Raw genomic sequence first — 22,280 nt, 5'->3', positions numbered from 1 at the left:
GTAACCTCAGCTGAAAATCCGAACCAGTTCCAATGTCTCATTGTCAATCACCACAGCGGACTTTTTCAAAGATTCCAGCGTATCAAAGAAGGCCTTTCTGTCCTGCCTCGCGAAATGCAGCTTCAGCCTGCAGGTATAGGCCGGAAGCTCCTCCGGGAACTGCTCCGCCAGCCGCCCGCACCACTTTGCGCAGGACTCAAAGTCCTTTACCTCCAGCGTCCGCAGGCATACTTCCTCATACCACCCCAGCGTGAACCTGGCGGAATCCTTCCCATAGAGGGATTCTGCCGCGCCTGTGAGGATGCTCACGAATTTTCGCTGCTCATTAGCCGAAAATATGTGCTGTTTCAGGATGCCGTCCATATAATCCAACAGCATCTCCTCGCATTCCGTCTGCCCGGCGTCCTCCTCCTGAATCTGCTTCCACAGCCTCTGCACATAGATACGGAATTTATTCAGTTCATCGGACAGAACCGCCGCCGCGTAATGGGACGCCTCGGAGTCCTCGCTGTCCAGCGCCAGCGTGATGGAAGCCAGACAGTTGCTGAAGTCCTCCTTGATCACGTTCATCATCACCATGCGCAGATTCTTCTTCTCATTTACCAGAATCGCCTCCTCCAGCGGGATGATATCCCTCTCCCTCTCCTCGTCCGCTTTCATATGCGTCCGCACCCGGTCCTTGCTGAATATCACATCCGCCAGATCCACATCTTTCCAGAATACCACCAGATAAAACAGGTGCCCTGAAAAAAAGAACGCCGGCCCTATGACCGGGCACAATATCATAACGATGAACCGAAGCAGATATGTCCTCCTGTTGTCATACAGGACTTCGGCGCCGTCCTTATCCTCCACCGCGGCGTGCGCAGGCACAAGGAATAAAATTCCCGCCAGCAGATAGACCAGCGACACGATCAGGTTCACGATGAGGATTATCACAAAAATCCGCTCGTCTAACGCCAACGTCATAGCACTGCCTCCTCTACCCTGCACTCATAGCCCGCGTTCCGGAAACGCTCCATGATGCCGCCCACATTCTCCGTATTCGTGTTGGACAGCAAGGCGCAGAGCCTGCCCCCTTTCAGGATGCCGAGATAATCGGTCTGCCGTATAAATCCGCCCAGCATAGCGGCCGCTTTCTCGTAGTGCTCTCCCTCTGTCAGGATTTCAAGCAGCACATACTCTGTCAGCCCTTTCTCCCTGGCATTGAAAAAAGCCCTCTCCAAAAGCGTGAACGCACTTTCGTCCAGCACGTTCGTCCCCTCCACATAGCGGCGGTTCCGCAGCGCTTCCAGATAGCGGTTCGCCCGCACCACTGCGTTCTGAATCAGAGAGCCCACGATTGTCAGGCGGTTCGCCTCCCCCAGCGTCATGCGCTCCCAGGGAATGCCCCACAGCATCAGGATCAGCTGCATTTTGTCCTCCGAATAGACGGCGCTGGCCATCATGGGCATTTTATCCTCCATCTTCCGGTTGATGTAGACCCGCCCCTCTTTCAGTTCTCCGTACAGCTCTTCCATGGCCGTATATTTGATGGAGTTGCCCAGCTTGCGGGCATCCGGAGACGTAGAGGAGAACAGCCTCGCGTAGTCGCCATTGGCCACCGTGTAGACAGCCACGTCCCCGCATTCCATCACCCTCGCCAGCACCTGTGCCGCGTAGAACAGCACTTCTTCCGGTTCATACTGCTCCAGCGTGGAGGTAATCTCATGAATCTTCCCCAGGCTGTCCTTGTGGTTGACCACCTGGGCCTCGAAATTATGCTTCATTCTGACATTACTGTCATTAATTTCCTCAATATCCGACAACTGCCCGTGGAGATACTGCATCCTTGACCTGTTCTCATTCTGGATGAACCGCAGCTGGTCCTTCAGATAGCCCACCACCAGTCCCACGATGAACAGCTGGGCCATCCACACATAGGTATTGTAATCCACCAGCACCTCAAAACCGGACTCTGTCCGCATCTGTCCCGCAATATAGCCTATCACCGCCAGGAAACCGGAAAAAATCGCCTGCTGCTGCCCATAGACCACCGCGAACAGCAGCACATACAGCAGAAAGAAATCCAGCCTGGCAAAAAAGTCGCTGTCTGCCGTCATCCGGCTCAGCAGAAAGAAAGGGATAAAGCAAATGAGATTCTCGATGAACGGAAATACCACCCTGAAGATTCTGCGGCTGTTGTTCCAGGCCTTTACGGCCAGACCTCCCCCCGCGTCCTCCTCCGTGATGAACGACGCGCTGTGGCGTTTCATGAAACCGGCAATCCTTTTCGCCGTCGTGTCATAATGATTGAATATTTTCTGATTAAATTCCCCCGCATACCGGCTGCCGTCTAAGACGAGACGGTTTCCCGCACCCACCGTGCTGTCCGCCACCTGGACGCCGGAGCCCAGCTCCTCCTGAATCAGCTTCGCCAGTTCCGCCTCCCCTATCTCCTCCGCGGATGAAATATGATAGCAGGAATGGTTCGGCGCTTCCGCGCAAATCAGCCCGTAAATGTGCTCCACCGCATCGTTGAGATAAATCATGGAAAAGACTCTTCTTTCATTGGCGGAAATCTTCCCGGTCTTGAGTCCCTCCAGGCACATCCGAAAGCACGGGTTATCTTCCGTCTCTCCCTTGCCCGGAACCCAATACAGACGGTCAAAACGCAGTATCACCGTGTCCGTGCCCTGGGTCTTCCGGAAATTCGCGCAGATTTCCTCCCCCTGGGCCAGAGCCATGGCCCGGAACCCTTTGGGAGCCGCGGGCTCATCTTCTTTGATGTCGTCTATATAGGAGCCGCCGAACACCTCCTGGGAGGAAAAGTACAGAAAGCGCCCTTTTTTCAGCACGCTGTATGCGGAAAGGATATTCATGAGCCCCGCCATATAGCGCACTCCGTCCTGTCTGGGCGTCTCCCAGTCAAAATTCGTGTCATAAGCACCTGTGAACACTGTCACATCCGGCTTCACGCTCTCCAGAATGTCCTTGACGCTCCCGCTGTCATAGGGGAAATTATATTTTTCAAATACATGCCGGTAGGAGGAGCGGTTCTCCCTCTGTCCTGTCAGCAGATAGACCCGGTGGCCGTTTTTATTCAGTTTGTCAATCAGCGCGTTCATCAGCGCGCTGCCGCCTCCTACCAACAATACAACCATTTTCCTGTCCCTCTTTATGTATCCTGATTTCCTGTATTCTTATTTTAGCACTTATTTACATGTCCATGCTCTTCCAAAACGCAGACAAGTCTACCTCTCATTCAATTCTGCTACATTTTAAATTATACCGCTTTGTGATCAAAAGTCAAGATTTTCGTCAGCTCCGCTCCTCTCATCATTGGACGAGCATGGCATCCCCTATGATGCACAGTATCATTAAATTCGCACCTTTGTAAGGTATAGCTTAATTTCATTTTAACATCAGCCCTGGATGGATGCAATCATTTTTTCTGGCATTCCTTTTTCTTCTCCAGGTCTCGGAGGAGCCGGGATTCTGGGAGGCCCGGATGTTGTTCTTTTACGTCCTTTCCCAGCATCGCAGGGGGCGTCCTTCCGGCTGCACCATCCGCACGGTGTAATATACGGACATTCTTCACCTAATCGCACGTTTTTCCTCCTGCCTTTCCTTTTTCCTCCAGTGCCAGGGATAACGCCTCCACTATGGTATCCAGTCTCTTTGCCCCGATGCCCTTCACTGGCTGCAAGGCATCCCTTATCTCCTGGCTGGTAAGCCCTGGCGTTGCCTCCTGGCCGTCCTTGAATCCGGATTTATATACACTCTCCGCCCATAATGTCATCTGACAGTGATCCATTTTCCGGATGCGGTCATACTGCTTGCGGTTCAGCAGGAACCCTTTGATTTTCCCCATTGTCACTCCTCCTCACTTTTCCAGACTGTTCCATCGCGCTTATAGATTGCATCGGTGGGTACCAGGTTCTTTTCATTCAGATATTCGCAATATGCAAGGCACTCCTCCCTAGTGGAGAACAAAAGGTCCCTCTGGTTCTCTCGTTTCTCCAGCACATCATAACTTGTGCCAGGCTCCACCAAATTTCCCTTTGCGCATACGGTATACACATAATCCAGTTTATAGTATCTCTCCCCTTCTTTGCCACAAGCGCAGTACCAGGCATAGACTCCGCTATCCCGATCTGCCAGCTCGTATCGCACCATTTTTTCTGGAACCATGACTTGTACTCTGCCTTTTTCACATTCGCACTCGTCTTTGACCGTATTCCCGGACGGAAGGGTTATCTCGATTCTCCGGTCTTTATCGCACTTATCGCACTTCGGCCCATATAGGTATTCCCAATCCACCCTCCAGAAGATTGTCTTGAACTGCTCCAGCATCTCCTCTACCTTCATACGCTTTGCTTTGTTCTCTGCCTCGCGCATCACCCTCTCACATTCCTGCTTTTTGCGTTCATAGTCCCTCTTTACCTGCTCGAAATTCTCCTTGATTCCCTGGAGTTTCCGGTTCTCGGCTTTCAGCCGCTCCATTTCCTCCAGGAAGTCACTCTTTATCGACTTTGCCAGGCTCTCCTTGAACTCCTCCACCTGCATATCAAATTCAGACGGCTCATTATAAAAATCATCCGGATAATACATATCACTCCTCCTCTTTCTGCTTATCAAATACTTCCGCCTCTTCACATTCCGCGCATCTGCTTACTTCTTTCACTTCGCCACGTCCATTCACGCCGATGTCCAATATCCGGGAAAATGCCCTGCACAAGTAGAATATCTTTTCATCCGGTCCTACACTTGCGTTTGCCTTTATGAAACACGGACACTTCCGGCAGTCATCCCGAACTTCAATCGCTATCTTTGCCATAATATACCTCCAATCAATCTATCCATACTATTTCCAGTGTCTTTGCGTCTATATATCCCACTATCTTCTGATGCGGAGCTTTTCCCTTTGAGAAATAGCACTTACTGAAATCATTACCGCACCCTTGTATGGAATACCCCTCTGCCCTTAGCTTATCGCATACGGCATTGTGGGCTATTGCCTTCTGCAATATATGTTCCGGAACCACTCTCTTTCCCTCCTTCCTTAATCAGCACGGCCCGCCCTCTGCCCCATGAAAAGCTCCGGCAGGGTACATCCATTTTCCCTTTACATACACATCATCAACCGTAAATTCTCCAGTCACCAGGCTATGTATTGCCTCCAGGTCTCCGTGATACACGCATGATTCCGCGTCTCCCACGAACGTATCCAGATCGCATTTATTGTCCAGGGTAAATCCCAGAATCCTCTCGTCCTGCCTTAACAGCGCATAGTCCTCCGGGTACAGCTCCCGGATGCCTGCAAACAGTTTGGGAGTAGAGAAGATGCACATCGCGCAACTGCACCGGTTCCATCCTGCCCGGTAACAAGGGTGAGGATTTACGTTGTGCCTCTTCAGCAATTCCCAGACATCCTTCTCCGAATAATCAATGACCGGCCTCCACTGGTGGACTAACCGGTGAGCCTTCGCCTCCGCATTAGTCCGGTGTATCTCCATCTCGTTATACTTCGCCCTTCCGGAAGATTCCCCACGCCTTTCCCCAGACACCACCAGAACCTTCACATTTGCCCTGGTCTTTTCCAGGTTTGACGTCACGCTGTCCTGCACGGCAGCTTTCAGATTTCCGCTGCACCATCTTCCCTGGTGGGTCCCTCCTTTGGCCGGGAACATGTGGCGCTTGCCTCCCAGCTCCTCCAGCTGTTTCAACCTTGACAGATTGGACATCACAGTATCGGCCACCATGATTTTCAGATATGCGCTGCACCACCGGCGGCTCAAATCTCCGGTCTTTGCCGGGAACTTCATTCTGTACCCCAGCTTTTTCAGCTCCTCCTCCATATCGTCCGTTGCCTTTTCCTTGATTTCCTGGCACTTGATATAGTTCTGTGACAGCTTGCAGCGTATGACCTCCCCGGTCTCCGGCTCCAGCCATTCCACCGGCTCGCTCGCCCCTACTCTATACAGCTCCCCGAAAAATCCGTTTACCCTCCATGATAACCGGAGCGGCACTCCTTCCGCCTCTGCGAATGATCGGACGTAATTGTGGGTGCATCTCCAGTCCATACGCCTGCATGGATGCCCTCCGTCTATATCGTGGTGCCAGAACTCTATCTTTCCCTTCGGCACTCCCAGCTCCAACAATTTGTAATAGCATGCGATACTGTCTTTCCCTCCGGATAAGAGGACCGCCACCAGGTCATATTCCTCCAGCGGCAGCAATTCTTCCAGATATATCCGCTTGAAATGGTCTGAATCCTGCCGCCCTGGAACCGCCGGCCTTATTCCGATGCCTTGACCGTAAATAGGCACATCCGGCTTTCCTTTGACAACCGGCGTATCCTTTGTACAGTCTGCATCCTTTATGAACGTTCCCTCAAATAGGCTCATTTGCCCCTTCATACTACATCAGCTCCCATAAACTTTGATACCTTCTCGATATGAAACCGGAAATATTCCTTGCCAGGAGCCGCGCCCCACTCCTCCTTGCCGGTACCGATGGAAAGCGTACACATGACTTCTACCTCCGGTGCATCAGCTCCGTACCCATTTTGCAGGATGACCGGCAGCTCCTTTTCTGTCCGCTTTTCCCTTAACAGCTCCATCACCACATCCGTCTCACTGTCCGGGAACCCCAGCCAGTGGACAATCCGGACCGTACAGTAGGACTTTATCTGCCGGTACTCCTCTTTCTTTTCCCCGGTCAGAATCATGTCAAGCCATTTTTTCTTTATAGGCAATATCAGCATTACGTCTCCTCCTTCCGCGTTTCCGCATCTTCACAGAGCATTTTCTGGAGCAGTAGACTTTATCCGTCAGCTCCGTCACGAATACCTTCTGGCACTCCGGGCATACCTTTTTCATTCTGCCTCCTCCCTCTGCTTTATCAGCTTATCCAGCGCGTTCTCCCCCATTTTGAGGGCGTTGAACAGAGAATACATCATTTTGCTTTCTTCCGCTCCAGTCACCCCCAGCATCGTCATACAGACATGATCTCTATACCGGTTCAAAATATCCCTGGCTCCTGCCATCGTGAATGCCAGGTTTTCATTACACGCGCACTCCTCTATGAGCTTATTTATTGTTTCATCCTCCAGGAAACATATATCATCAGCCACCGGCATAACAACGGTTCCGTCCGGCAGCTCTACGATAGCCACAGAATAATTACCTGCGCCATTCTCAAACTCCTCATAGTTGCTGCCCCACTGGTGGAATTTCCCAATTTGAAAATCATGGTAAGCACCAGCCTTATAATATCTCCCCTTGCAGTATCTCTTTCTCATTCCTCCATCTCCTCTCCACTGAATGTCTTTTCCCAGCACTCCGGACACATTCCGCTTATGAACATTTCCCGGACTTCCGCCGGGAGGTCATGCAGCATTTCCTCCGCATGACCTTCTCCTTCCAGGAACCTATCCAGCCGATAATACAAATCGCTGTTCATATCGATTCTGTATGCCTGGTGGCAAAACTGGCACTTCACAACATACTCATACTCCGCTTTGCCCGGCGGCATCGTAAAAATCTTTTTCATGTCATCAGTTCTTCCCATGCCTTTTCCACATCCTCCTTGAACCTATTTAATTTTTCATACTGCGGATGGTTATACAGCATCCCTTTAATCTCCATCCGCTTATCATCGCCATAATAGTAAAACGTGATGCTATCATCATGCAGGGCATCCTCCTGGATTCTTACCGGAAGATTTCCGTACCCTGCATCTACCACGTTGCGTAGAAGGTTGTATAGCTTTTCAACCGTCATTTCCGAATTGTCAGTGTTGTTCACGATGCAGGCTCCCCCTTCTTGGCATAGCACTCATGGGAGCCTTCCATCACCTTGTTTTGCTCCTCCTCCGCATAAGAAAACCCATATTTGGCCAGGATTTCCGTAAACCGCGTGATGACCTCTCCGGTTTCTGCTTTGTACGCTCCATCCCACTCCACAAAATCACTGCCACTGGTGGCACAGAACGCGCCAATCATCAGCTGATGCACAATGCTCAATTTCTGGAATTTATCCCGGCACTTCTCCTTATCCTCGTCTGTCATGCTCCACCAGTCCTTTGCATCAGACAGAAACGCCATGAGAGTAGTCTTATTCATGTAGCCGCAGGCATCCACAACCACGCCCCATAATTCCTTGATAACCTCCTCCGTATCTTTCAGCGGCTCAATCTTCCCGGCTATGGCATTGAGGATGAAACTTTTCCTCTGGGCTGTCATCTCCTTTGCAATCGCCTTGATGGTTTTCTTGTTTTTCTCCTTCTCCTTCTGGACGCGCTCCTGCTCGGTCATCGGCTCACTGGATTTATCCCTTTTCCGGATAATGTCCACTGTACGGTAGGACTTATGGTAAAAGCATCCCTCAAACTTCTTTTTGCTGATTCTCTTAGGAGCCGCCTTTTCGGTACTGATATACTCCACAGTCACCCACTTGCCGGAATACCGGTCCTTCTCGTACTCCTTCGGTTCCGCTCCGATGCCGGCTGCCTCCAGCAGCTCTATAATCTGCGCCGCCACCTTATCCCGGTGGATTTCCTCCGCCGCGTTCTTCGCCTTCCAGACTAAATCCCTGGAGCTGGATGCCTCTTTCAGAATCTTATCTCTAATCTTGATGTCCTCAATCTGCTCCAGGGCATAGAGGTCAGACAAGGAAAGCTGGAAAGCCTCGTCCTTCTCCTTTTTCATTAAAATGTCCTGGTTCAGCTTTGCGATGTTCAGCCGATGCCGTACCGTTGTTTTGGAGAATCCGGTCTTTTCCGCGATGCTTTCCTCTGTCTCCCCCAGGTTTAACATCATCTGGAAACCATTTGCCTGCTCCCAGATAGTGAGGTCTGCCCTCTGCATATTCTCCTCCAGCATGATAGACATTTGCTCACGCTCCGAAAGCCCCTTTGCTATCTTGCAGGGGAACTCCGTCACCCCGGCCTGGGAACCTGCAGCAAACCGGCGATGCCCTATAAGGGTGACATACTTCTCCTCTTCCTGGCCTATGGCAGCGTCCGGGTCTACATCCTCCAGAGGAATCACCGTGAGATTCTGCATGATTCCATGAATCTTGATAGACTCCACCAGCTCCGACAAATCCCCCAGGTTCTTCCGTGGATTGTTCGGGTGCGCCATGATCCGCTCCGCCTTGATATTTACAATGTTACCGTTTTCCATGATTTCCCTCCTCGCTTTTTAGTTGAACGGCAATTCGTCATCATCAACACCGTCCGGAATACTCATAAAGCCGTCCCCTGCCTGGGAAGGCTGTTGCCGCCCCTGGCTCTGTCCCTGGCTCTGGATATTGCCCTCGCTTGCGGCCTTGCTTTCCGCAAACTCCTGCTCCTCGATGATAACGTCCGTTGTGTAGACCTTCTGCCCTTCGTTGTTGGTGTAGCTGCCGGTCTGGATGCGGCCGGTAATGGCAATCTTAATCCCCTTCCGCAGCCACTTTTCCGCCCACTCCCCAGCTTTCCCAAACGCCTTGCAGGAGATAAAATCTGCTGACTGTTCACCTTCTCTCCTGCCTCTGCGGTCTACTGCCAGCGTGTACCTGGCAATCGCCATACTGGTCTCGCCTTGCGAATACCTAACCTCTGGGTCGCGTGTGAGGCGCCCAATCAAAATAACCTTATTCATTTCCTTCTCCTTCCTGGACGATAGAAAACGTCCTGCATACTTTTCTCACAACCGGCTGCACTATCAGAAACTTCCCATAATCATTGAACCCCCGGATAAACTCCCAGGCTCTCTCCTCCGTCTCAAATCTCCTGGCTTTGCTTAACTTGACTGTGTACTGGAACACACGCGGAAAATCCTTGCTGACATACTTTCTTACATGGTTCCTTCCGGCCTCGATGACGTAAAAGAAATGGCTGGATTCCTTTTGAATCTCCTGCGGCTCCCCCGCCTTTCCCCTGGCCTTTTCATTCTCATAGGCAGTTATCAGAAACTCCACGCATCGGGAGAAATCCTGCTTTGGCCCATCGCACCATCCACTGTAACTCGGACACTCATTCTTGTACCTGCAACTCATTACCTGCCTCCTTCTCTGAATCTTAATAATTCATCCATATTGCCTCTACCCTCTTTGCGCCGTATGCGGTCTTAGAAGGGAACGTAACCTTTTTCCACCCTGCCAGGAACTCCTCATACAAGACGTTCTCATATCCGCTTATCATTACCTTTGCCCTGGTACTGCATATCGTCTCCAGGAGCTTTGCATGGTCGGCATCCGTCATCTCAAACGCATACTGCTTTCCATTCCTGGTATTCAGAACATACGGTGGGTCCAGGTACATAAACACATTCTCGCTGTTAAACCGCCCGATGACTTCCAGGGCCGGCCGGTTCTCTATCTGAACCTGGCGCAGGCGCTCCGCTACCGCGATGATTTTCTCCGGAAGGTTGTACCAGCTCCAGAGCGCGTACATCCTCTCCCTCCCTTGCACATCATTCTTCCATCCAACTCTATACTTGTTTACCCGGAATCCATGTGTCTGCCAGCATGAAACAAGGAAATCCGCCGCCCTCTGGCAACTGTCTTGGCTGTCATCCATGAGTGCATTAAATGTACGGTCGTACATTTCCCGGCTGTATGGCGTTGCCATGACCGTTGCCGCCAGACGCTCCGGTTCCCTTCGGATGCAGTCGAACAGATTTACCACGTTGCTGTCCAGGTCATTTATTGTTTCTATCCGACTTGGCTCTTTGCTGAAAAACACCGCACCGGAGCCGAAAAACGGCTCCAGGTACGAATGATGATCGGGTATGTATGGAATGATTTTCTCTGCCAGGCTCCACTTTGCCCCCGGATAGTTTAGAACCTTATCCATAAAGTCCTCCGTGTACCTCGATGACTACCTTCAACAGCTCCACCGGCACATACGGATATGCTGTTTTCAGCAGATTGTCCTTATCCTCTGCATAGGGTACCAGCAGCTCCTCCAGTCCGGAAGGATTCCCCAGCTCGACAGATTCATAATCACCGTCCGGCCTATGCTCCCTGGGAGCGCACTGGAAATCTTCCCCTGCCTGGACGGACACTGAAAATCCGTCCTTGCAGACAAGGCGCGGCCTGCATATCCTCTGGCTCCCTTCTATGCGGTAGGTGACTTTCAGAAATCCCTCCAGGGAGCTGCTTGCAGCATCTGCATCCCAGGTCATTCCTGCAAAACAGTTACCACAGTACATCCAGATTCCCTTCTCCACCCTGCGGAATGTCGCGTAGGTGGCCTGCCACTTCCTGGTTATTATGTTCGCCTGGTGGCTGTGCGGCTCCCCTACCTGGAGATAGCCCCTCTCCATGCTCCGGGGAGGCAAGACATCCAGGAAGTAATCGTATACATCCTCGCCTACCAGGTCTCCAGGTTTGCAGTATTTATCCCAGCTGCCGTTGCTGTTCTTTTCAGCAAACTCATGCCATCCGGCCATTGTCTTAATTTCCATGATTACTCTGCCTCCTCTAATTTCTCCAGCTCTTCCAGTACCCTTTTAAGCGCATACTGCGCGTTGCTGGTGAGCTGCCTCTGCCATGCGCCCTGCGATGGCGCCCATTTGAATCCGTTACTTCTCAGAATAGCCCTTACATCCGCCTCCGGCTTGCCATCGAATACCAGCTGGAGCCTCATAATCTCCGTATTCTCCACCACCTTGCAGAACTTATTCTCCGCCTCTTTGGTTCCGGCCTCCTTTACCTTTTTCAAGCCCTCCAGCCGGTCCCTTGTCCGTTTGATGTTGGCGTTGTTGTTGGAAAGCTCATAAGGAAGATATGGAACGTCTCCCCAATGCCAGGAGGAGGCCATCTCTGCTTTCAGCTTTTCGACCTCCTCCTGGGTGAGGTTCGGGCACCCATCCAGGGTCTTTTCCTTCCGGTAATACGCATTGACCGCTTTCATCATCTCCTGGGTCTCCACCAGGCTGTCCAGCTTTTCCTGCAGCAGCTCCACCGCCCGCTCGTCTCCGGAAAGTATCGGCTGTTCCATCGTCAGAAGATGCTTAATCTTCTCCGCATAGGATTCCAGATACTGCCATTCGTGGAAAAGGGTCTCCCTGCGGCTGTTCTGCCGCTCCTTTTTCCTCACCGGGAAGTTTCCGCCGCCGGAAATCATAATGCTAGGGCAGGATGCCTCGTTGCGGTAGTAGTCGTTGTAGTAGATAGACAGTTTCCGGCTGTAACGCTCCGCCATGCGCTGTGCCTTTTCCAGAAGGTGGGGCTTTTCTTCCGCGATCCGCTCCACTACTTCATACACCTTATCAACATAGTGCCGGTGCTCCGCTGTCGCGCTCCCTTCCTTGTATTCGCTGAAAGAATTGATATGCTTTGCCGTCCTCGCTGTCTGTTCATTGATTGAATAATAGGTTTTCTCCATGTGTCTTGCCCTCCATAATAAAATTTATGCTGATGCCGGTTCTCCGGCAGTAGCGGCCTTCTTTTTCAGCCGAACGCTGTCAACTATCCCCTGCAATTCCCTGGCTGTCAGCCCTGCGTAGTTATCCATGTTCAGCATCTCTTTGGTGATGCCCTTCGCCGCAAGCTGTTTCTGGTAAAATTCCATATCGCCAGAATAATCATATTCATACATCTTCCATCACCTCCTCGTATGCTTTCAAAATCACACCCCGAAACTCCCGGAGCCGCCGGTTTTCTTTCTTCACATCCGACAGCTCGCGTTTCAACTCCCCGACCTCCTCTATCAGTCTGCCACGCTCCATCACCAGGGAATAAAGAATATCAATCCCCTTTTCGCCCCACACCAGGTAGATAAACGACATTTGGAGCGGCGTCACAATCGCCTCCGTGTTCATATACACCAGCTGAACCTTCCGGAAATCCTCGTCAGAAAGCGGACGCTCTATCAAGCGTCCAAACTCCAGCTTTGTCATGCAGCCTCCCCTCTGGAGAGGATGCCAGCGATAATCGAATACGGACACTCGCAGACCTCCCGGCCTTCCGGGAAATCAAACTCCAGCTCCGCGTTGCCTTTACCAGCGGCCAGAACCTTCGCCGGTATTCCGATGTCTGCCACCTTTACAATCCATCCAACCTTTACTCTCATAACCGATGCCTCCTTGTGAGTTTTCTTTGTATCATCCTTTTGTATATTAGTATTATAACTCACTTTTCGGCGTTTGTCAATAAAAAGGCCGACATCCAACGCCTAAATGTGAATTTTAATATTAAAGAAAAAGCAGCCCCACAGCTGCTACTTTTTCTCTATCATAATTCTATACCCCAGCTTATCCAGCATCTCCTCAAATTTGCTGTACTTGATGTCCTGGCATTTCCGGAGCGTCTGGTAAATCGCCCTGCGGTCGGTATCCATCATCTCTGCCAGATCGGACTGGCTCACTCCATCCCTTTCCAGAATCTCCTCTATAATTTCCCCGGCGGTTCTCATTCCATTTCCTCCTTCTGTGGTCTGCTCCCATAGATGCCGCACTCCACAAGCTCCTCCGGCTTGATGCCAGTGTTGCACATTAGATAATCGGCAAACTCATAATCATACACCCTCTGCTGGCTGGAGCGCATCAGCTCCACCAGGTTCCTAATCAGTTCTTTTGCCCTTTCGTCCATATCCATCCTCCTATAATTCAGTCTCATGCTTTGAGTAGTACCGAATCAAAGCTCTCAAACCGCCTGCGTCAATAGTGAGCGCTTTGGTGTCTCCGTACCAGTGAGTCAGACGCGCCCCATAATGCTCCTCCGTCTTGCTGGTTTCATGTGCCAGCATCTTCTCCAGTTGTTGCACCTTGTAAGAATCCATGTTTCCCTCCTTTACATCATCGCCATCTCCGCCGTCATCATCCGGATATTTTCATCCTCCAGGCAGGCGCGGCTTGTCACTACGAAATATGTTATGTTTCTCCCCTCTGTCGGCAGGCTGTACGTCAATTCATGCCCGGATTCCTCCATACAGGAAATGAAAGCGTCCGTAATGTCTGCCAGCCCCAGCTCCACATCCGGAAAATCATTCAGAATATCTATCGCCTGCTCTTCCGCATCCATCTCCCGGAACCGCGCATTGACCGCCTGGAGAACCTCCCAGGCTTTCCCGGTTTCCTCCGTGTAGTCCTCGATGACCGTGATCCAGCCGGCATAGATGCAGGAATACCGGTTATCCTTCAATTCCTTAAGCTCTTCCTTTGAGAGTACGCGCAGACCATCCGCATCAGAGAACGCATCGTACTCCCTGGTGAGCAGTTTCTTCTCCTGGACAGCCAGCCTCCTTGCCTCCACAATCTGTTCTGGCCAAAACCTTCTATCCTTCACCGCGCTGCCTCCTTCATGTCCTCAACATTCACTCCCAGAGCCTCCAGCTCTTCAAAATCCGTTCCCAGCTCTCCCAGGAGCATCTCCCAGAATTCCGCGCCGGTGTTGTAGCTGTCGGAGTGCCTCTCCGCATACAGCCCCACCGCATTTGCCAGCAGGACCGCAAGCCGATTTTCCGCGGATTCCCCAGGCTCCTCACCGTCCACCAGAATCCGCTCCATTTTCTCCCTATAATTGTAAAGTTCATCATGGGGATGCCATAGGTATCCGGCAATAAAAGAGGAATCCGGCTTTTTGCTGCCCCACCCTCCAATATTCTCCCCATAGCACCGCTCGCCTTCCCCAATCATCTCTATCTTGTCTCCGAAGGTTATGACCTTCTGGCCGTTCACATACACATCCACCGTGCCCTGGGTAACGCTCATTCTCCGGCGCTTTACCTCGATTACAAGTTTCATGCGTTCCTTGCCTCCTCCACATATTTCTCTGCCTGCTCCAGGGAAGGGAACCAGTCCTGGTAAATATCCCTGCGGCTCGTGCTGGTTGATGAATTTTCCGGCTTGCATACCGCCTCTATTACATTGGTGATGTTTGCTGCCACCTGGCCGCGGTCATTTACCGATGTGGTGACGCACCAGAATTTCTTCATCCCTCCCGGCACCAGCTCATACGCCTCCAGCTGTGCTGCAGACAGCGGCTCCTCATACTCGATGTATCCCCAGGCATCGCGCCCTATCTCCTCACAAAACTGCTTATTGTCAAAATTCACGATTTGCCCGGCTCCCTGCCTGGGAAACGTCCCAGGGGAAACCGGCCTCTGTGTGCTGTAATACTTCATGCTAATACCTCCTTATTTACCAGATTGAACCCTACCAGGTGATTCACCGTCTCCGCATCCATAGCAAAGAACCGGCCTTTCCGCGTCATGCCTGCCTGCCTATAAATCACCGTGCCATACACCCTTTTCTGGGCGACACTGTAAAAAAGCTGGTAGATACATCCGTATGTGACAATGTACTTTCCCTCCTGGTAGTACCGCTCCGCCTCCTCCGGCGTCAGCTCTACCTTGCCTATTCTTACAATCCCCATACCATCCTCCTTATCTCTCCATGTACCTGGTAAAGTTCATATCATCAAACCTGGCTCCTGCAATCGCCTCCGGATTGTCAAAATCGTCATATTCAATCTCCGCATAGGTTCTGGGGAGGCCGTAACCGTCCTCTTCGTCCTCTTCGTCATCTTCATCACAGAAACAATCTGCATTCATAATCATAGCATCATAAACTTCTCCGCTTACCTGTCCGCTATCATATAGCTCCAATGCTCTTTTGAAATATTCATTCCTTTTCATGTTCTACCTCCTGCTTTTTTGATCGGGCGCAGCCCTTTTACAAAGATTGTCTATTCGGGTATGAATTTATAGAGCGGCTTTCATACGTTCCGCCGGTTCACGCGAATGTCGGGGAGAACCGCCCCTTATCTGGTTTCACACTAAAGCCAGAAAACTTGCTGGACACCATGAGCATTTTCCGGCGTTCCCTGCTCAAACCGCCTCCCCATTTTCACATTAAAAACCGGGCGAAAACCTGTCAGACAGCACCAAATAGACAATGTTTGTAAAAAGACTGCTCCTCCGTCACTCTGCATTTTCACGGGCTTGTGACCGTCCACGGCTGCATTACGGCGGGCCTTGCGGCCCTTTAATCTACAAATGTGTGGCGTTCAAAGTCATATATACCGATTATAAAATGACCGTCATATATAACTTTGCTCCTGCTGTTATCCAGCTCTTCCAGCTCAATGTATTCCGTTTTTGGATAACCCAGGGCAACCATAGCTTTCTTGACTTCTTGAACCTTTGCCATATCAATACCTCCCGCACATACATCTGCTGCATTTTGACTTTGTGTGTTCCTGCGCCTGCTCCAGGACTTCCTCCAGTGTGTAATGCTCATTGTGTGGAGACTGGAAGATTTCAAAGTGGCCGCAGCTTTGCTTTGTGATGTAAACCATATTGAATGTGAATCCTACAAATTCTCCGCGTCCCTTGCTTATCCATCTCTCGTCCTGGGCGATGATCCTGTCGATGTACTCCTTCTCCTCCTCGCAGGAGGCTCCAGCTTTCAGAGCCTCCCAATCCGGAACGTATCTCCCATATTCATTTTTCTGGTTCTCTGTCATTACCTGGAAATTGATTGCCATATCCTTATTCCTCCCTCTCTGTTCTGCCACAAACGACATCCTCAATTTTCTTCCGAATCTCTTTCAGCTTGTTCTCCGCCTCAAATTTCTCTGCATCCAGCTCCTCCATGAGCTTTGCTGTCGGCTCCATGTCCTTAATGAGACACATTCCGCCCATCTTATACAGCGTTGCTATCTGCTCTTTCCCTTCGGTGTTACTGATTGCCGGATGCCATGTGTAGACATGCTCGATAATAGCATAGTCGCTCTGCCTTACCTCTCCGCCGATTCTCTCCTCAAATTCCTGCTTCATCATAGCTTTATACCTCCCTATAACAGTCAACATTCCATGCTCCGAAAATTTCTATCATCTTATCTGCATATTTAACAGCATCATCGAAATTGTCAAAGCACTCTTTTTCAACGAAATCTTCATCCGCTGCCCTTACTATCCATCTTTCTGCCATTGTGAACGCCTCCTTGTGAGTTTTCTTTGTATCATCCTTTTGTATATTAGTATTATAACTCACTTTTCGGCGTTTGTCAATAAAAATAATGACAAAAACTCACAAATAGGCGTTTTCTTTTGATTTACATTTCCTCTCTGCACTCTTATAATGGAATTGGAGGTGGTTATATGTGGTTAGATTTTTTCTTGTGCTTATTCCTGGGATTCTTCGGCGTCCATAAGTTCAGACAGCACAAAATAGGCATAGGAATCCTTTACCTATGCACATTCGGTCTCTTTGGCATCGGATGGTTTATTGACAGCGTTTCACTCCTGCTCAAGGCGATAAAGGGAGTGCCGCCGGAAGGGGAATCTTCCGGAAGTATCCTACTCCCGGATGGAACGCTGCCTATCGTTGTTTCAACCTCGCTCATTACCGCTCCTGGGGAAACGTGCCATTATTCCAGGCCAGCAACTTCCATCATTGTCAAGAATAAGGTGATCGGATATGCTGGAGGAAACGCAGGCATCAGCCTCCGGATAGCAAAGGGAGTGACGTACCGTGTCGGAGCCAGCAAAGGCGCACCGGTCCGCCGGAATGTAGAAGAATCCTATCCGGGTACATTGTCCATTACAAATCAGCGTATTGTGTTTGTGGCAGCAAAAGGGGGATTCGATAAAAAGATAGCGGCTCTTTCTTCGATGACTCCTTGTGAAGATGGTGTGGTATTCCAATTTTCCACCCAAAGCTACATTCTGGAGACTAAAGATGTGGATAGGATATGCCAGATAATTTCCCATATCGTGAATAGTGAGGATTAAGCACCTTCCTGGTGCTTTTTCTTTTTGGACATATATGTTTCTATATAATATTGGTTTGGTTATGGTTATGGTTACGCTGGACTGTCCACGGATGCGTCCGCGGACAGTCCATAGGACGGTCTAAAATTCCAGGCACATTATAATAAGAAGAAACAGCTCCCAAAAATTCTGCCTGGATGTGCTGGAGATAATCAGAATTGATGCGTCCACGGACAATCCACGGACAGTCCATAGGACAAAACGCTTTAGACTTCTGGACATTCTTTGGACGTTTCCACGGACAGTCCATAGGACAATCCGCGGACGGTCTAAAACGGCAATAAAAAAGAGCCTCCCTGCCTGGAAATGACAGAGAGGCCCTTCGCCTTATTGAGATGCAGATGCGGTGTTACGCTTTCTTGTTGATGAAATCTTCGCAGTCAAGTATTCTGTACGCTTTTTCAAAGACATCCTTCGGAGACCATGACACATAGCCATCCGGATATACTACCTTATATCCGGGCCTGCCATCCTTCTCCTGCGGCTCCGCCTTTACGATTTTAACGCCGATGTAATTTTTCATACGCTGTATGCCCTCCTATGATCTGGAAACTTTGTCGGCATCCACCCAGCCATACACGGTGCATCCGCTCCCGGTATGCTTCAAGTGGTACGGATGCGCCCCGGTCTTGTTGATGGCCGTCACCTTCGCGGTACCGCCTTTGCAGCTGGAGGATTTCGCCCCCTTGTAGCTGCTGGTGTAATGGACGTTCCCGGAATAGTTCACGGTATCGCCCACCTTGATTGCCACGGTTCCCCCGGAAGGACCGGAGCCGGATGCCGCGCCCTGGATGTCAGCAGCATCCACCCAGCCGTATACATTGGAGCCTTTCCCGGGAACCGCCACCAGATGGTACGGATGCGCTCCCTTTGCATTTATGGCCGTCACCTTCGCCTGGCCGCTCATGCAGGAGACCTTTTTGGCGCTTGCATAGGAGCTGGCGTAATGGTTCTTTCCGGTGAATGTCACAATATCACCCACTTTCAGATTTCCGGAAGTGTTCGGCTCGTCCGGCTTGTCTGCCTTGCCTGCGTACTTCGGAAGGATATACCCTCTGATATACCGGCCGTTGACCTGGAGGTTCCTGCGGCCCACAACGCCGCCGCTCATATTGCCCTCCAGGACGGTAATGGTGCTGCCTGCCACCTTCTCCGCCATGCCGACATGATCGGGCCAGCCGGTGTTGTTCCCGATGCCGTTATCATCCCAATCATAGAGGATGATGTCCGCCGGTTCCGGTACATAGGCGTCGTTTTCTTCCCAGATTCCCATCTTCTTTGCCAGCTCTATCATCTGGCCGCATCCGCACTCCAGGGGGATGATGTCATCGAACCCTGCCTCGATTGCTGCTGCAGATATAGTGGTGGCGCAGTATGCGTCCGTGTACTTCACGGAATAGTTCCGCGCCAGCGGCTTATGTCCGTTGTAGGTATCAATAATTACCTTGTGGGAGCCGTCCGACCTTTTCAAGCCTACCCAGCCCTGCATGATGCTCAATATGTGCTGCCTCGCCTGCGTCTCTGTCATAGTTGCCTTACCTCCTTCTGGTTTGGTGCTTGTGCCTGCCGTATTGACCGATGCAGGCTTTACAAACTCGTCATAATACTTTTGTCCATATCCAGCCCTTTTCTTCTTTACAGCCTCTCCCTGGTTCTTCGGACGCTCAAAATCAATGAGGACGGCATCAGACGCCGCCCTCACAGAAGTTGCAGATTTCAGAATCTCCAGGACATTTCTGTAGCTGGTGGAAAGTTCCTGCATGAGGAAATCCAGCTGCATCTCCAGATCACCGATTGACACGCCCCTGGACTTTGCCAGGTCATAAAGGCCGGCTTTCCTTCCGGGTGATGTCCATTGTGCCAGCCCGTACCCGTACTGTTTATTCGGGAGAGGATGCAGGAACTCCTCTTGGCTGATTTCCCCGCTGTCCACCGCCACTGTGTACGTTTCATCCGTACAGTACAGCTTTCCGGCCTCTTTGAGCCGCGCCTCACAGAGATCCTCCAGGTTCTTAGGATTGAGCCTGGACTCTGCGGACAGATTCCCCATGAGGCCAGCCACTCCATGATTGCTTAGTCCTGCGGATGCCAGATAGTTCCATACCTGCTCCCGGACCGTACTTCCTTTCAGTGCCATAGCGTTTCCCTCCTCCTACATCATTTTGCAGTCTTTTCTCCCGGAGCTTCACCGGCAGAGTTATTGATAGTGACACCGGAGCCTGCTTCAATTTTCATCTGCTTCACTGCTGCTTCAATCAGAATGTCCAGCTGTTCATCCGAAAGGGCAATGTTCTTCTCAATAAGCAGCTCTTTCAGAAACTCCGTAACGTATGCCTTGCGTTCCGGCCCATCATCAGACCACATGACCTGCTGGGCTTTCAGTACCGCGTACCGAACCCACTTCTCTGCCAGGGCCAGCTTATCCGCCCCGATGCGCTCCCTTACCCAGGGAATGACGTACCGCGTGATAAGCATGACTGCCACCATGATAACTACCTTCAAAAGCTCAAATAAAATCTCATTCATTCAGATTTGCCTCCATTTCTTTCTGTCTTTGTTCCTCGTGTTCCCTGTCCTCCAGCTCGAATGACCGCTCCCTCTGCCGCTCCTTCGTGGTCTTTATCCAGCCCATGACACCGCACTCCCCTCCGCAGACAGCAAATACGCATGTGCAAAGTGTGTCCGGGATTGCCCCGGTCTGGTAGTAAAGCCATATCATCACCACGATAAAGAGAAGCAGGAAAACGGCAATCACCGCCAGGATGATGTCCATTGTCCGGACGCTTTTCTTTTCCTTCATGCCTCGCCTCCTCTACAGCCCAATCTTGGCAAATACAATAGCCAGGACAGCTCCCAGTATCGCGGTTCCGATGTATGCCATCGCTTTCCGCCACTTCTCGCCGTCCCGGTTCTCGATTTGCTCCAGGCGCTTGCTCTGCTCCTCCTGGACCTTCAACATGTTCTGCATGTTCACCGCCAGCTTTTCTGTGGACGCTGCCAGGTCGGTCATCTTCTGGATGCTGTTCTCCAGGACTCCGATGCGGTGATTCTGGCGGTCGTTTTCTTCCTTCAACCGCTCATTCTCCGACTCCATCAGCTGCCGGAACTGCTCCAGCTCCCTATGTGTCACCGGGTTATCCATAGCCTTTTCACCTCCTTCCACTGAAAAACCGCCCTCTCCAGGCGGTCTTAAATCTATTCTTAAATTCGCACATGCCAGACAAGGCTCCTGCCCTGCCGGTATGTGGAAATTCAAGCAATGCTCACACTTACCATACCAGCTGCAAGTCGTTTCGCATTTCCCATTCCCCATAGGACATACGCATTTCCTGCTGTATGGGGAGCATGTAAAGAAGTTCTTCCTCTCCATCCTCCAGCTTTCCTCCTTCCGCGGTTGTGAGAACCATCTCTTGATATATCTTATCTAAAAGAGCCTGGCTGTCTGTATGGCCCAACATCCCTATGTAGCTGTTGAACCGCTGCGTCACTTCCTGGAGCGTCAGTTTCCCTTCGGCATACTTCACACAGACACCGGCCAGGTTCCGTTTTATTCGTAATGATGTGCTTTTCCGCACGTTCACTTCGTCCGCCCACACTCTGTATCCTACAAATTCGATTCCCTGCGCTATCGGACGGATGCAGGTCTTTTGATTCAGATTAAGCTCCAGCTCCACTTCCAGGAAGGTGCCTATCCGGTCTTTCCATTCCCGGAGCTGCAATTTGCTGTTGCTCAATATAATCACATCATCCATATAGCGTATATAGTAACGGATTCCCAGGACGCGCTTGCAGAACTGGTCCAGGGCATCCAGGTAAATGTTCGCAAAGAGCTGGCTCAAAAGGTTCCCTATCGGCATCCCGACATCATAAAGCCGTTCCTCCAGCGGCACGTCCTCCGGATTCTTGCCAGGTGGCAAGCCGAATGGCGTATGTTTGCAGTCGATAATCCCGTACAGAATCTCCAGCACTCTTTCATCCTTGATTTTCTTTGCCAGGATTTCTTTCAGTATCCGGTGTGATACACGGTAGAAATATTTGCTTATATCCAGTTTTAGGAAATACCAGGTTTCCCCTTCCTTCCGGGAGACAAGCTCCAGCCAGTATTTCAGCCGATTCATAGCTCCCAGGCTGCCCCTGCCGGGAATACATCCGTATGTGTCCTTGATGTATCCCGGAACCAGGAGCGGATTCACCACCCGGTAAATCGCCCATTGGACGATGCGATGACGGAAGGATATTGACATAATCATCCGCAGCTTTGGCTCATGGATATAGAAAATGTAATACCGTTCTATACAATAGCCGCCACTTAGGATTTCCTCTCTCAACAAAGTGAGCTTTTCCCAGGCGTCCAGATTGTACGCCAGGACATCCTTCTGGTACCGCCTTCCGCTGGAGGCATCCTCCAGGGCGGCGTGTAGGTTTTCCATAGAGAAGATTAGGTCAAACACTCGTTTTATCTTCATCGCGTCATCCTCTCTAAAAATCTCTGTGTCGCGGCGTTCACATTTTGTGTTACTTGCAGT

General features: G+C 50.9%; 40 protein-coding genes. 1 reads left to right on the top strand and 39 read right to left on the bottom strand.

Features of this window, described 5'->3' with window-relative positions:
- Positions 1 to 6: 6 nt before the first annotated feature.
- The 33 genes from NFS35_RS17290 to NFS35_RS17130 all read right to left on the bottom strand — a co-directional run bounded on the left by NFS35_RS17290 (position 7) and on the right by NFS35_RS17130 (position 16,912).
- Entirely contained in the window at positions 7 to 969 is a 963-nt protein-coding gene (locus NFS35_RS17290) for a hypothetical protein (protein WP_251208362.1), read from the bottom strand.
- Positions 966 to 3,143 carry an NAD-dependent epimerase/dehydratase family protein gene (locus tag NFS35_RS17285; protein WP_251208361.1) on the bottom strand — a complete coding sequence of 726 codons (2,178 nt, stop codon included), beginning with the start codon at positions 3,141 to 3,143 and terminating at the stop codon, positions 966 to 968. The genes NFS35_RS17290 and NFS35_RS17285 overlap by 4 nt, the downstream gene beginning before the upstream one ends.
- Positions 3,144 to 3,580: 437 nt before the next feature.
- Complete coding sequence (locus tag NFS35_RS17280) at positions 3,581 to 3,853, bottom strand: hypothetical protein (protein ID WP_251208360.1); 273 nt, start codon at positions 3,851 to 3,853, stop codon at positions 3,581 to 3,583.
- A 2-nt stretch (positions 3,854 to 3,855) separates the two neighbouring features.
- Positions 3,856 to 4,593, bottom strand: coding sequence for a hypothetical protein (locus NFS35_RS17275; protein WP_251208359.1), 738 nt, complete (start codon positions 4,591 to 4,593; stop codon positions 3,856 to 3,858).
- A 1-nt stretch (position 4,594) separates the two neighbouring features.
- The gene (locus tag NFS35_RS17270) at positions 4,595 to 4,819 is read right to left on the bottom strand and encodes a hypothetical protein (protein ID WP_251208358.1); all 225 of its coding nucleotides are present in this window, start codon (positions 4,817 to 4,819) and stop codon (positions 4,595 to 4,597) included.
- A 13-nt stretch (positions 4,820 to 4,832) separates the two neighbouring features.
- Entirely contained in the window at positions 4,833 to 5,027 is a 195-nt protein-coding gene (locus NFS35_RS17265) for a hypothetical protein (protein ID WP_251208357.1), read from the bottom strand.
- A gap of 21 nt (positions 5,028 to 5,048) precedes the next feature.
- Positions 5,049 to 6,401: a phosphoadenosine phosphosulfate reductase domain-containing protein gene (locus NFS35_RS17260; RefSeq protein WP_251208356.1), complete on the bottom strand. Its 1,353-nt coding sequence runs from the start codon at positions 6,399 to 6,401 to the stop codon at positions 5,049 to 5,051.
- Positions 6,398 to 6,748 (bottom strand): protein-tyrosine phosphatase family protein, encoded by a 351-nt coding sequence (locus NFS35_RS17255; protein WP_251208355.1) that lies wholly within the window; start codon positions 6,746 to 6,748, stop codon positions 6,398 to 6,400. Before NFS35_RS17255 ends, NFS35_RS17260 begins: the two co-directional genes overlap by 4 nt.
- Positions 6,714 to 6,863 carry a hypothetical protein gene (locus NFS35_RS17250; protein ID WP_251208354.1) on the bottom strand — a complete coding sequence of 50 codons (150 nt, stop codon included), beginning with the start codon at positions 6,861 to 6,863 and terminating at the stop codon, positions 6,714 to 6,716. Before NFS35_RS17250 ends, NFS35_RS17255 begins: the two co-directional genes overlap by 35 nt.
- Complete coding sequence (locus NFS35_RS17245; RefSeq protein ID WP_251208353.1) at positions 6,860 to 7,285, bottom strand: hypothetical protein; 426 nt, start codon at positions 7,283 to 7,285, stop codon at positions 6,860 to 6,862. Before NFS35_RS17245 ends, NFS35_RS17250 begins: the two co-directional genes overlap by 4 nt.
- Entirely contained in the window at positions 7,282 to 7,554 is a 273-nt protein-coding gene (locus NFS35_RS17240) for a hypothetical protein (protein ID WP_251208352.1), read from the bottom strand. Before NFS35_RS17240 ends, NFS35_RS17245 begins: the two co-directional genes overlap by 4 nt.
- Positions 7,533 to 7,790: a hypothetical protein gene (locus tag NFS35_RS17235; RefSeq protein WP_251208351.1), complete on the bottom strand. Its 258-nt coding sequence runs from the start codon at positions 7,788 to 7,790 to the stop codon at positions 7,533 to 7,535. The genes NFS35_RS17240 and NFS35_RS17235 overlap by 22 nt, the downstream gene beginning before the upstream one ends.
- Positions 7,787 to 9,169: a ParB/RepB/Spo0J family partition protein gene (locus tag NFS35_RS17230; RefSeq protein WP_251208350.1), complete on the bottom strand. Its 1,383-nt coding sequence runs from the start codon at positions 9,167 to 9,169 to the stop codon at positions 7,787 to 7,789. The genes NFS35_RS17235 and NFS35_RS17230 overlap by 4 nt, the downstream gene beginning before the upstream one ends.
- Positions 9,170 to 9,187: 18 nt before the next feature.
- A complete protein-coding gene (locus NFS35_RS17225; RefSeq protein ID WP_251208349.1) occupies positions 9,188 to 9,631 on the bottom strand; it encodes a single-stranded DNA-binding protein in 444 nt (147 codons plus the stop codon).
- Complete coding sequence (locus NFS35_RS17220) at positions 9,624 to 10,028, bottom strand: hypothetical protein (protein WP_251208348.1); 405 nt, start codon at positions 10,026 to 10,028, stop codon at positions 9,624 to 9,626. The genes NFS35_RS17225 and NFS35_RS17220 overlap by 8 nt, the downstream gene beginning before the upstream one ends.
- Positions 10,029 to 10,050: 22 nt before the next feature.
- Positions 10,051 to 10,827 carry a DNA adenine methylase gene (locus NFS35_RS17215; RefSeq protein WP_251208347.1) on the bottom strand — a complete coding sequence of 259 codons (777 nt, stop codon included), beginning with the start codon at positions 10,825 to 10,827 and terminating at the stop codon, positions 10,051 to 10,053.
- Entirely contained in the window at positions 10,820 to 11,440 is a 621-nt protein-coding gene (locus tag NFS35_RS17210) for a hypothetical protein (protein ID WP_251208346.1), read from the bottom strand. Before NFS35_RS17210 ends, NFS35_RS17215 begins: the two co-directional genes overlap by 8 nt.
- A 2-nt stretch (positions 11,441 to 11,442) precedes the next feature.
- On the bottom strand, positions 11,443 to 12,363 hold the full coding sequence (locus NFS35_RS17205; RefSeq protein ID WP_251208345.1) for a hypothetical protein: 921 nt from the start codon (positions 12,361 to 12,363) through the stop codon (positions 11,443 to 11,445).
- A gap of 24 nt (positions 12,364 to 12,387) precedes the next feature.
- Positions 12,388 to 12,576, bottom strand: coding sequence for a hypothetical protein (locus NFS35_RS17200; RefSeq protein ID WP_251208344.1), 189 nt, complete (start codon positions 12,574 to 12,576; stop codon positions 12,388 to 12,390).
- Positions 12,569 to 12,877 (bottom strand): hypothetical protein, encoded by a 309-nt coding sequence (locus NFS35_RS17195; RefSeq protein WP_251208343.1) that lies wholly within the window; start codon positions 12,875 to 12,877, stop codon positions 12,569 to 12,571. Before NFS35_RS17195 ends, NFS35_RS17200 begins: the two co-directional genes overlap by 8 nt.
- Positions 12,874 to 13,050 (bottom strand): hypothetical protein, encoded by a 177-nt coding sequence (locus NFS35_RS17190; protein ID WP_251208342.1) that lies wholly within the window; start codon positions 13,048 to 13,050, stop codon positions 12,874 to 12,876. The genes NFS35_RS17195 and NFS35_RS17190 overlap by 4 nt, the downstream gene beginning before the upstream one ends.
- A gap of 147 nt (positions 13,051 to 13,197) precedes the next feature.
- The gene (locus NFS35_RS17185) at positions 13,198 to 13,392 is read right to left on the bottom strand and encodes a hypothetical protein (protein ID WP_251208341.1); all 195 of its coding nucleotides are present in this window, start codon (positions 13,390 to 13,392) and stop codon (positions 13,198 to 13,200) included.
- Positions 13,389 to 13,568 carry a hypothetical protein gene (locus NFS35_RS17180; RefSeq protein ID WP_251208340.1) on the bottom strand — a complete coding sequence of 60 codons (180 nt, stop codon included), beginning with the start codon at positions 13,566 to 13,568 and terminating at the stop codon, positions 13,389 to 13,391. The genes NFS35_RS17185 and NFS35_RS17180 overlap by 4 nt, the downstream gene beginning before the upstream one ends.
- A 10-nt stretch (positions 13,569 to 13,578) precedes the next feature.
- Positions 13,579 to 13,758, bottom strand: coding sequence for a hypothetical protein (locus NFS35_RS17175; protein WP_251208339.1), 180 nt, complete (start codon positions 13,756 to 13,758; stop codon positions 13,579 to 13,581).
- A gap of 11 nt (positions 13,759 to 13,769) precedes the next feature.
- Positions 13,770 to 14,264, bottom strand: a complete 495-nt coding sequence (locus NFS35_RS17170) for a hypothetical protein (RefSeq protein ID WP_251208338.1) — start codon at positions 14,262 to 14,264, stop codon at positions 13,770 to 13,772.
- Complete coding sequence (locus NFS35_RS17165; protein WP_251208337.1) at positions 14,261 to 14,722, bottom strand: hypothetical protein; 462 nt, start codon at positions 14,720 to 14,722, stop codon at positions 14,261 to 14,263. Before NFS35_RS17165 ends, NFS35_RS17170 begins: the two co-directional genes overlap by 4 nt.
- Positions 14,719 to 15,102 (bottom strand): defense against restriction DarA-related protein, encoded by a 384-nt coding sequence (locus tag NFS35_RS17160; RefSeq protein ID WP_251208336.1) that lies wholly within the window; start codon positions 15,100 to 15,102, stop codon positions 14,719 to 14,721. The genes NFS35_RS17165 and NFS35_RS17160 overlap by 4 nt, the downstream gene beginning before the upstream one ends.
- Positions 15,099 to 15,353, bottom strand: a complete 255-nt coding sequence (locus NFS35_RS17155; protein WP_251208335.1) for a hypothetical protein — start codon at positions 15,351 to 15,353, stop codon at positions 15,099 to 15,101. The genes NFS35_RS17160 and NFS35_RS17155 overlap by 4 nt, the downstream gene beginning before the upstream one ends.
- A gap of 10 nt (positions 15,354 to 15,363) precedes the next feature.
- Positions 15,364 to 15,615 carry a hypothetical protein gene (locus NFS35_RS17150; RefSeq protein ID WP_251208334.1) on the bottom strand — a complete coding sequence of 84 codons (252 nt, stop codon included), beginning with the start codon at positions 15,613 to 15,615 and terminating at the stop codon, positions 15,364 to 15,366.
- 349 nt (positions 15,616 to 15,964) lie between these two features.
- Positions 15,965 to 16,129, bottom strand: coding sequence for a hypothetical protein (locus NFS35_RS17145; RefSeq protein ID WP_251208333.1), 165 nt, complete (start codon positions 16,127 to 16,129; stop codon positions 15,965 to 15,967).
- Between the two features lies 1 nt (position 16,130).
- The gene (locus tag NFS35_RS17140) at positions 16,131 to 16,466 is read right to left on the bottom strand and encodes a hypothetical protein (RefSeq protein ID WP_251208332.1); all 336 of its coding nucleotides are present in this window, start codon (positions 16,464 to 16,466) and stop codon (positions 16,131 to 16,133) included.
- 4 nt (positions 16,467 to 16,470) lie between these two features.
- Positions 16,471 to 16,761 (bottom strand): hypothetical protein, encoded by a 291-nt coding sequence (locus NFS35_RS17135; protein WP_251208331.1) that lies wholly within the window; start codon positions 16,759 to 16,761, stop codon positions 16,471 to 16,473.
- Positions 16,762 to 16,765: 4 nt separating this feature from the next.
- Positions 16,766 to 16,912, bottom strand: a complete 147-nt coding sequence (locus NFS35_RS17130; protein WP_251208330.1) for a hypothetical protein — start codon at positions 16,910 to 16,912, stop codon at positions 16,766 to 16,768.
- Between the two features lie 170 nt (positions 16,913 to 17,082).
- Between NFS35_RS17130 and NFS35_RS17125 the strand changes: the two genes are divergently transcribed.
- A complete protein-coding gene (locus NFS35_RS17125) occupies positions 17,083 to 17,715 on the top strand; it encodes a TM2 domain-containing protein (protein WP_251208329.1) in 633 nt (210 codons plus the stop codon).
- A 388-nt stretch (positions 17,716 to 18,103) separates the two neighbouring features.
- On the opposite strand, the gene NFS35_RS17120 is transcribed toward NFS35_RS17125, so the two are convergent.
- The 6 genes from NFS35_RS17120 to NFS35_RS17095 all read right to left on the bottom strand — a co-directional run bounded on the left by NFS35_RS17120 (position 18,104) and on the right by NFS35_RS17095 (position 22,220).
- Positions 18,104 to 18,277 (bottom strand): hypothetical protein, encoded by a 174-nt coding sequence (locus tag NFS35_RS17120; protein ID WP_251208328.1) that lies wholly within the window; start codon positions 18,275 to 18,277, stop codon positions 18,104 to 18,106.
- A 15-nt stretch (positions 18,278 to 18,292) separates the two neighbouring features.
- Positions 18,293 to 19,891 (bottom strand): phage tail tip lysozyme, encoded by a 1,599-nt coding sequence (locus NFS35_RS17115; RefSeq protein ID WP_251208327.1) that lies wholly within the window; start codon positions 19,889 to 19,891, stop codon positions 18,293 to 18,295.
- A 20-nt stretch (positions 19,892 to 19,911) separates the two neighbouring features.
- Positions 19,912 to 20,280: a phage holin gene (locus NFS35_RS17110; protein WP_251208326.1), complete on the bottom strand. Its 369-nt coding sequence runs from the start codon at positions 20,278 to 20,280 to the stop codon at positions 19,912 to 19,914.
- Complete coding sequence (locus tag NFS35_RS17105; RefSeq protein ID WP_251208325.1) at positions 20,273 to 20,554, bottom strand: hypothetical protein; 282 nt, start codon at positions 20,552 to 20,554, stop codon at positions 20,273 to 20,275. The genes NFS35_RS17110 and NFS35_RS17105 overlap by 8 nt, the downstream gene beginning before the upstream one ends.
- Positions 20,555 to 20,566: 12 nt before the next feature.
- Positions 20,567 to 20,896: a hypothetical protein gene (locus NFS35_RS17100; RefSeq protein ID WP_103239755.1), complete on the bottom strand. Its 330-nt coding sequence runs from the start codon at positions 20,894 to 20,896 to the stop codon at positions 20,567 to 20,569.
- A 127-nt stretch (positions 20,897 to 21,023) separates the two neighbouring features.
- A complete protein-coding gene (locus NFS35_RS17095; RefSeq protein WP_103239870.1) occupies positions 21,024 to 22,220 on the bottom strand; it encodes an RNA-directed DNA polymerase in 1,197 nt (398 codons plus the stop codon).
- Positions 22,221 to 22,280: the final 60 nt, after the last annotated feature.

Origin of the sequence: Acetatifactor aquisgranensis (genome assembly GCF_943193215.1) — a bacterium.
In the GTDB taxonomy this organism is placed as follows: domain Bacteria; phylum Bacillota; class Clostridia; order Lachnospirales; family Lachnospiraceae; genus Acetatifactor; species Acetatifactor aquisgranensis.
Note: the sequence above shows the minus strand (reverse complement) of the source record. Positions and strands in the feature narration are given on the sequence as shown.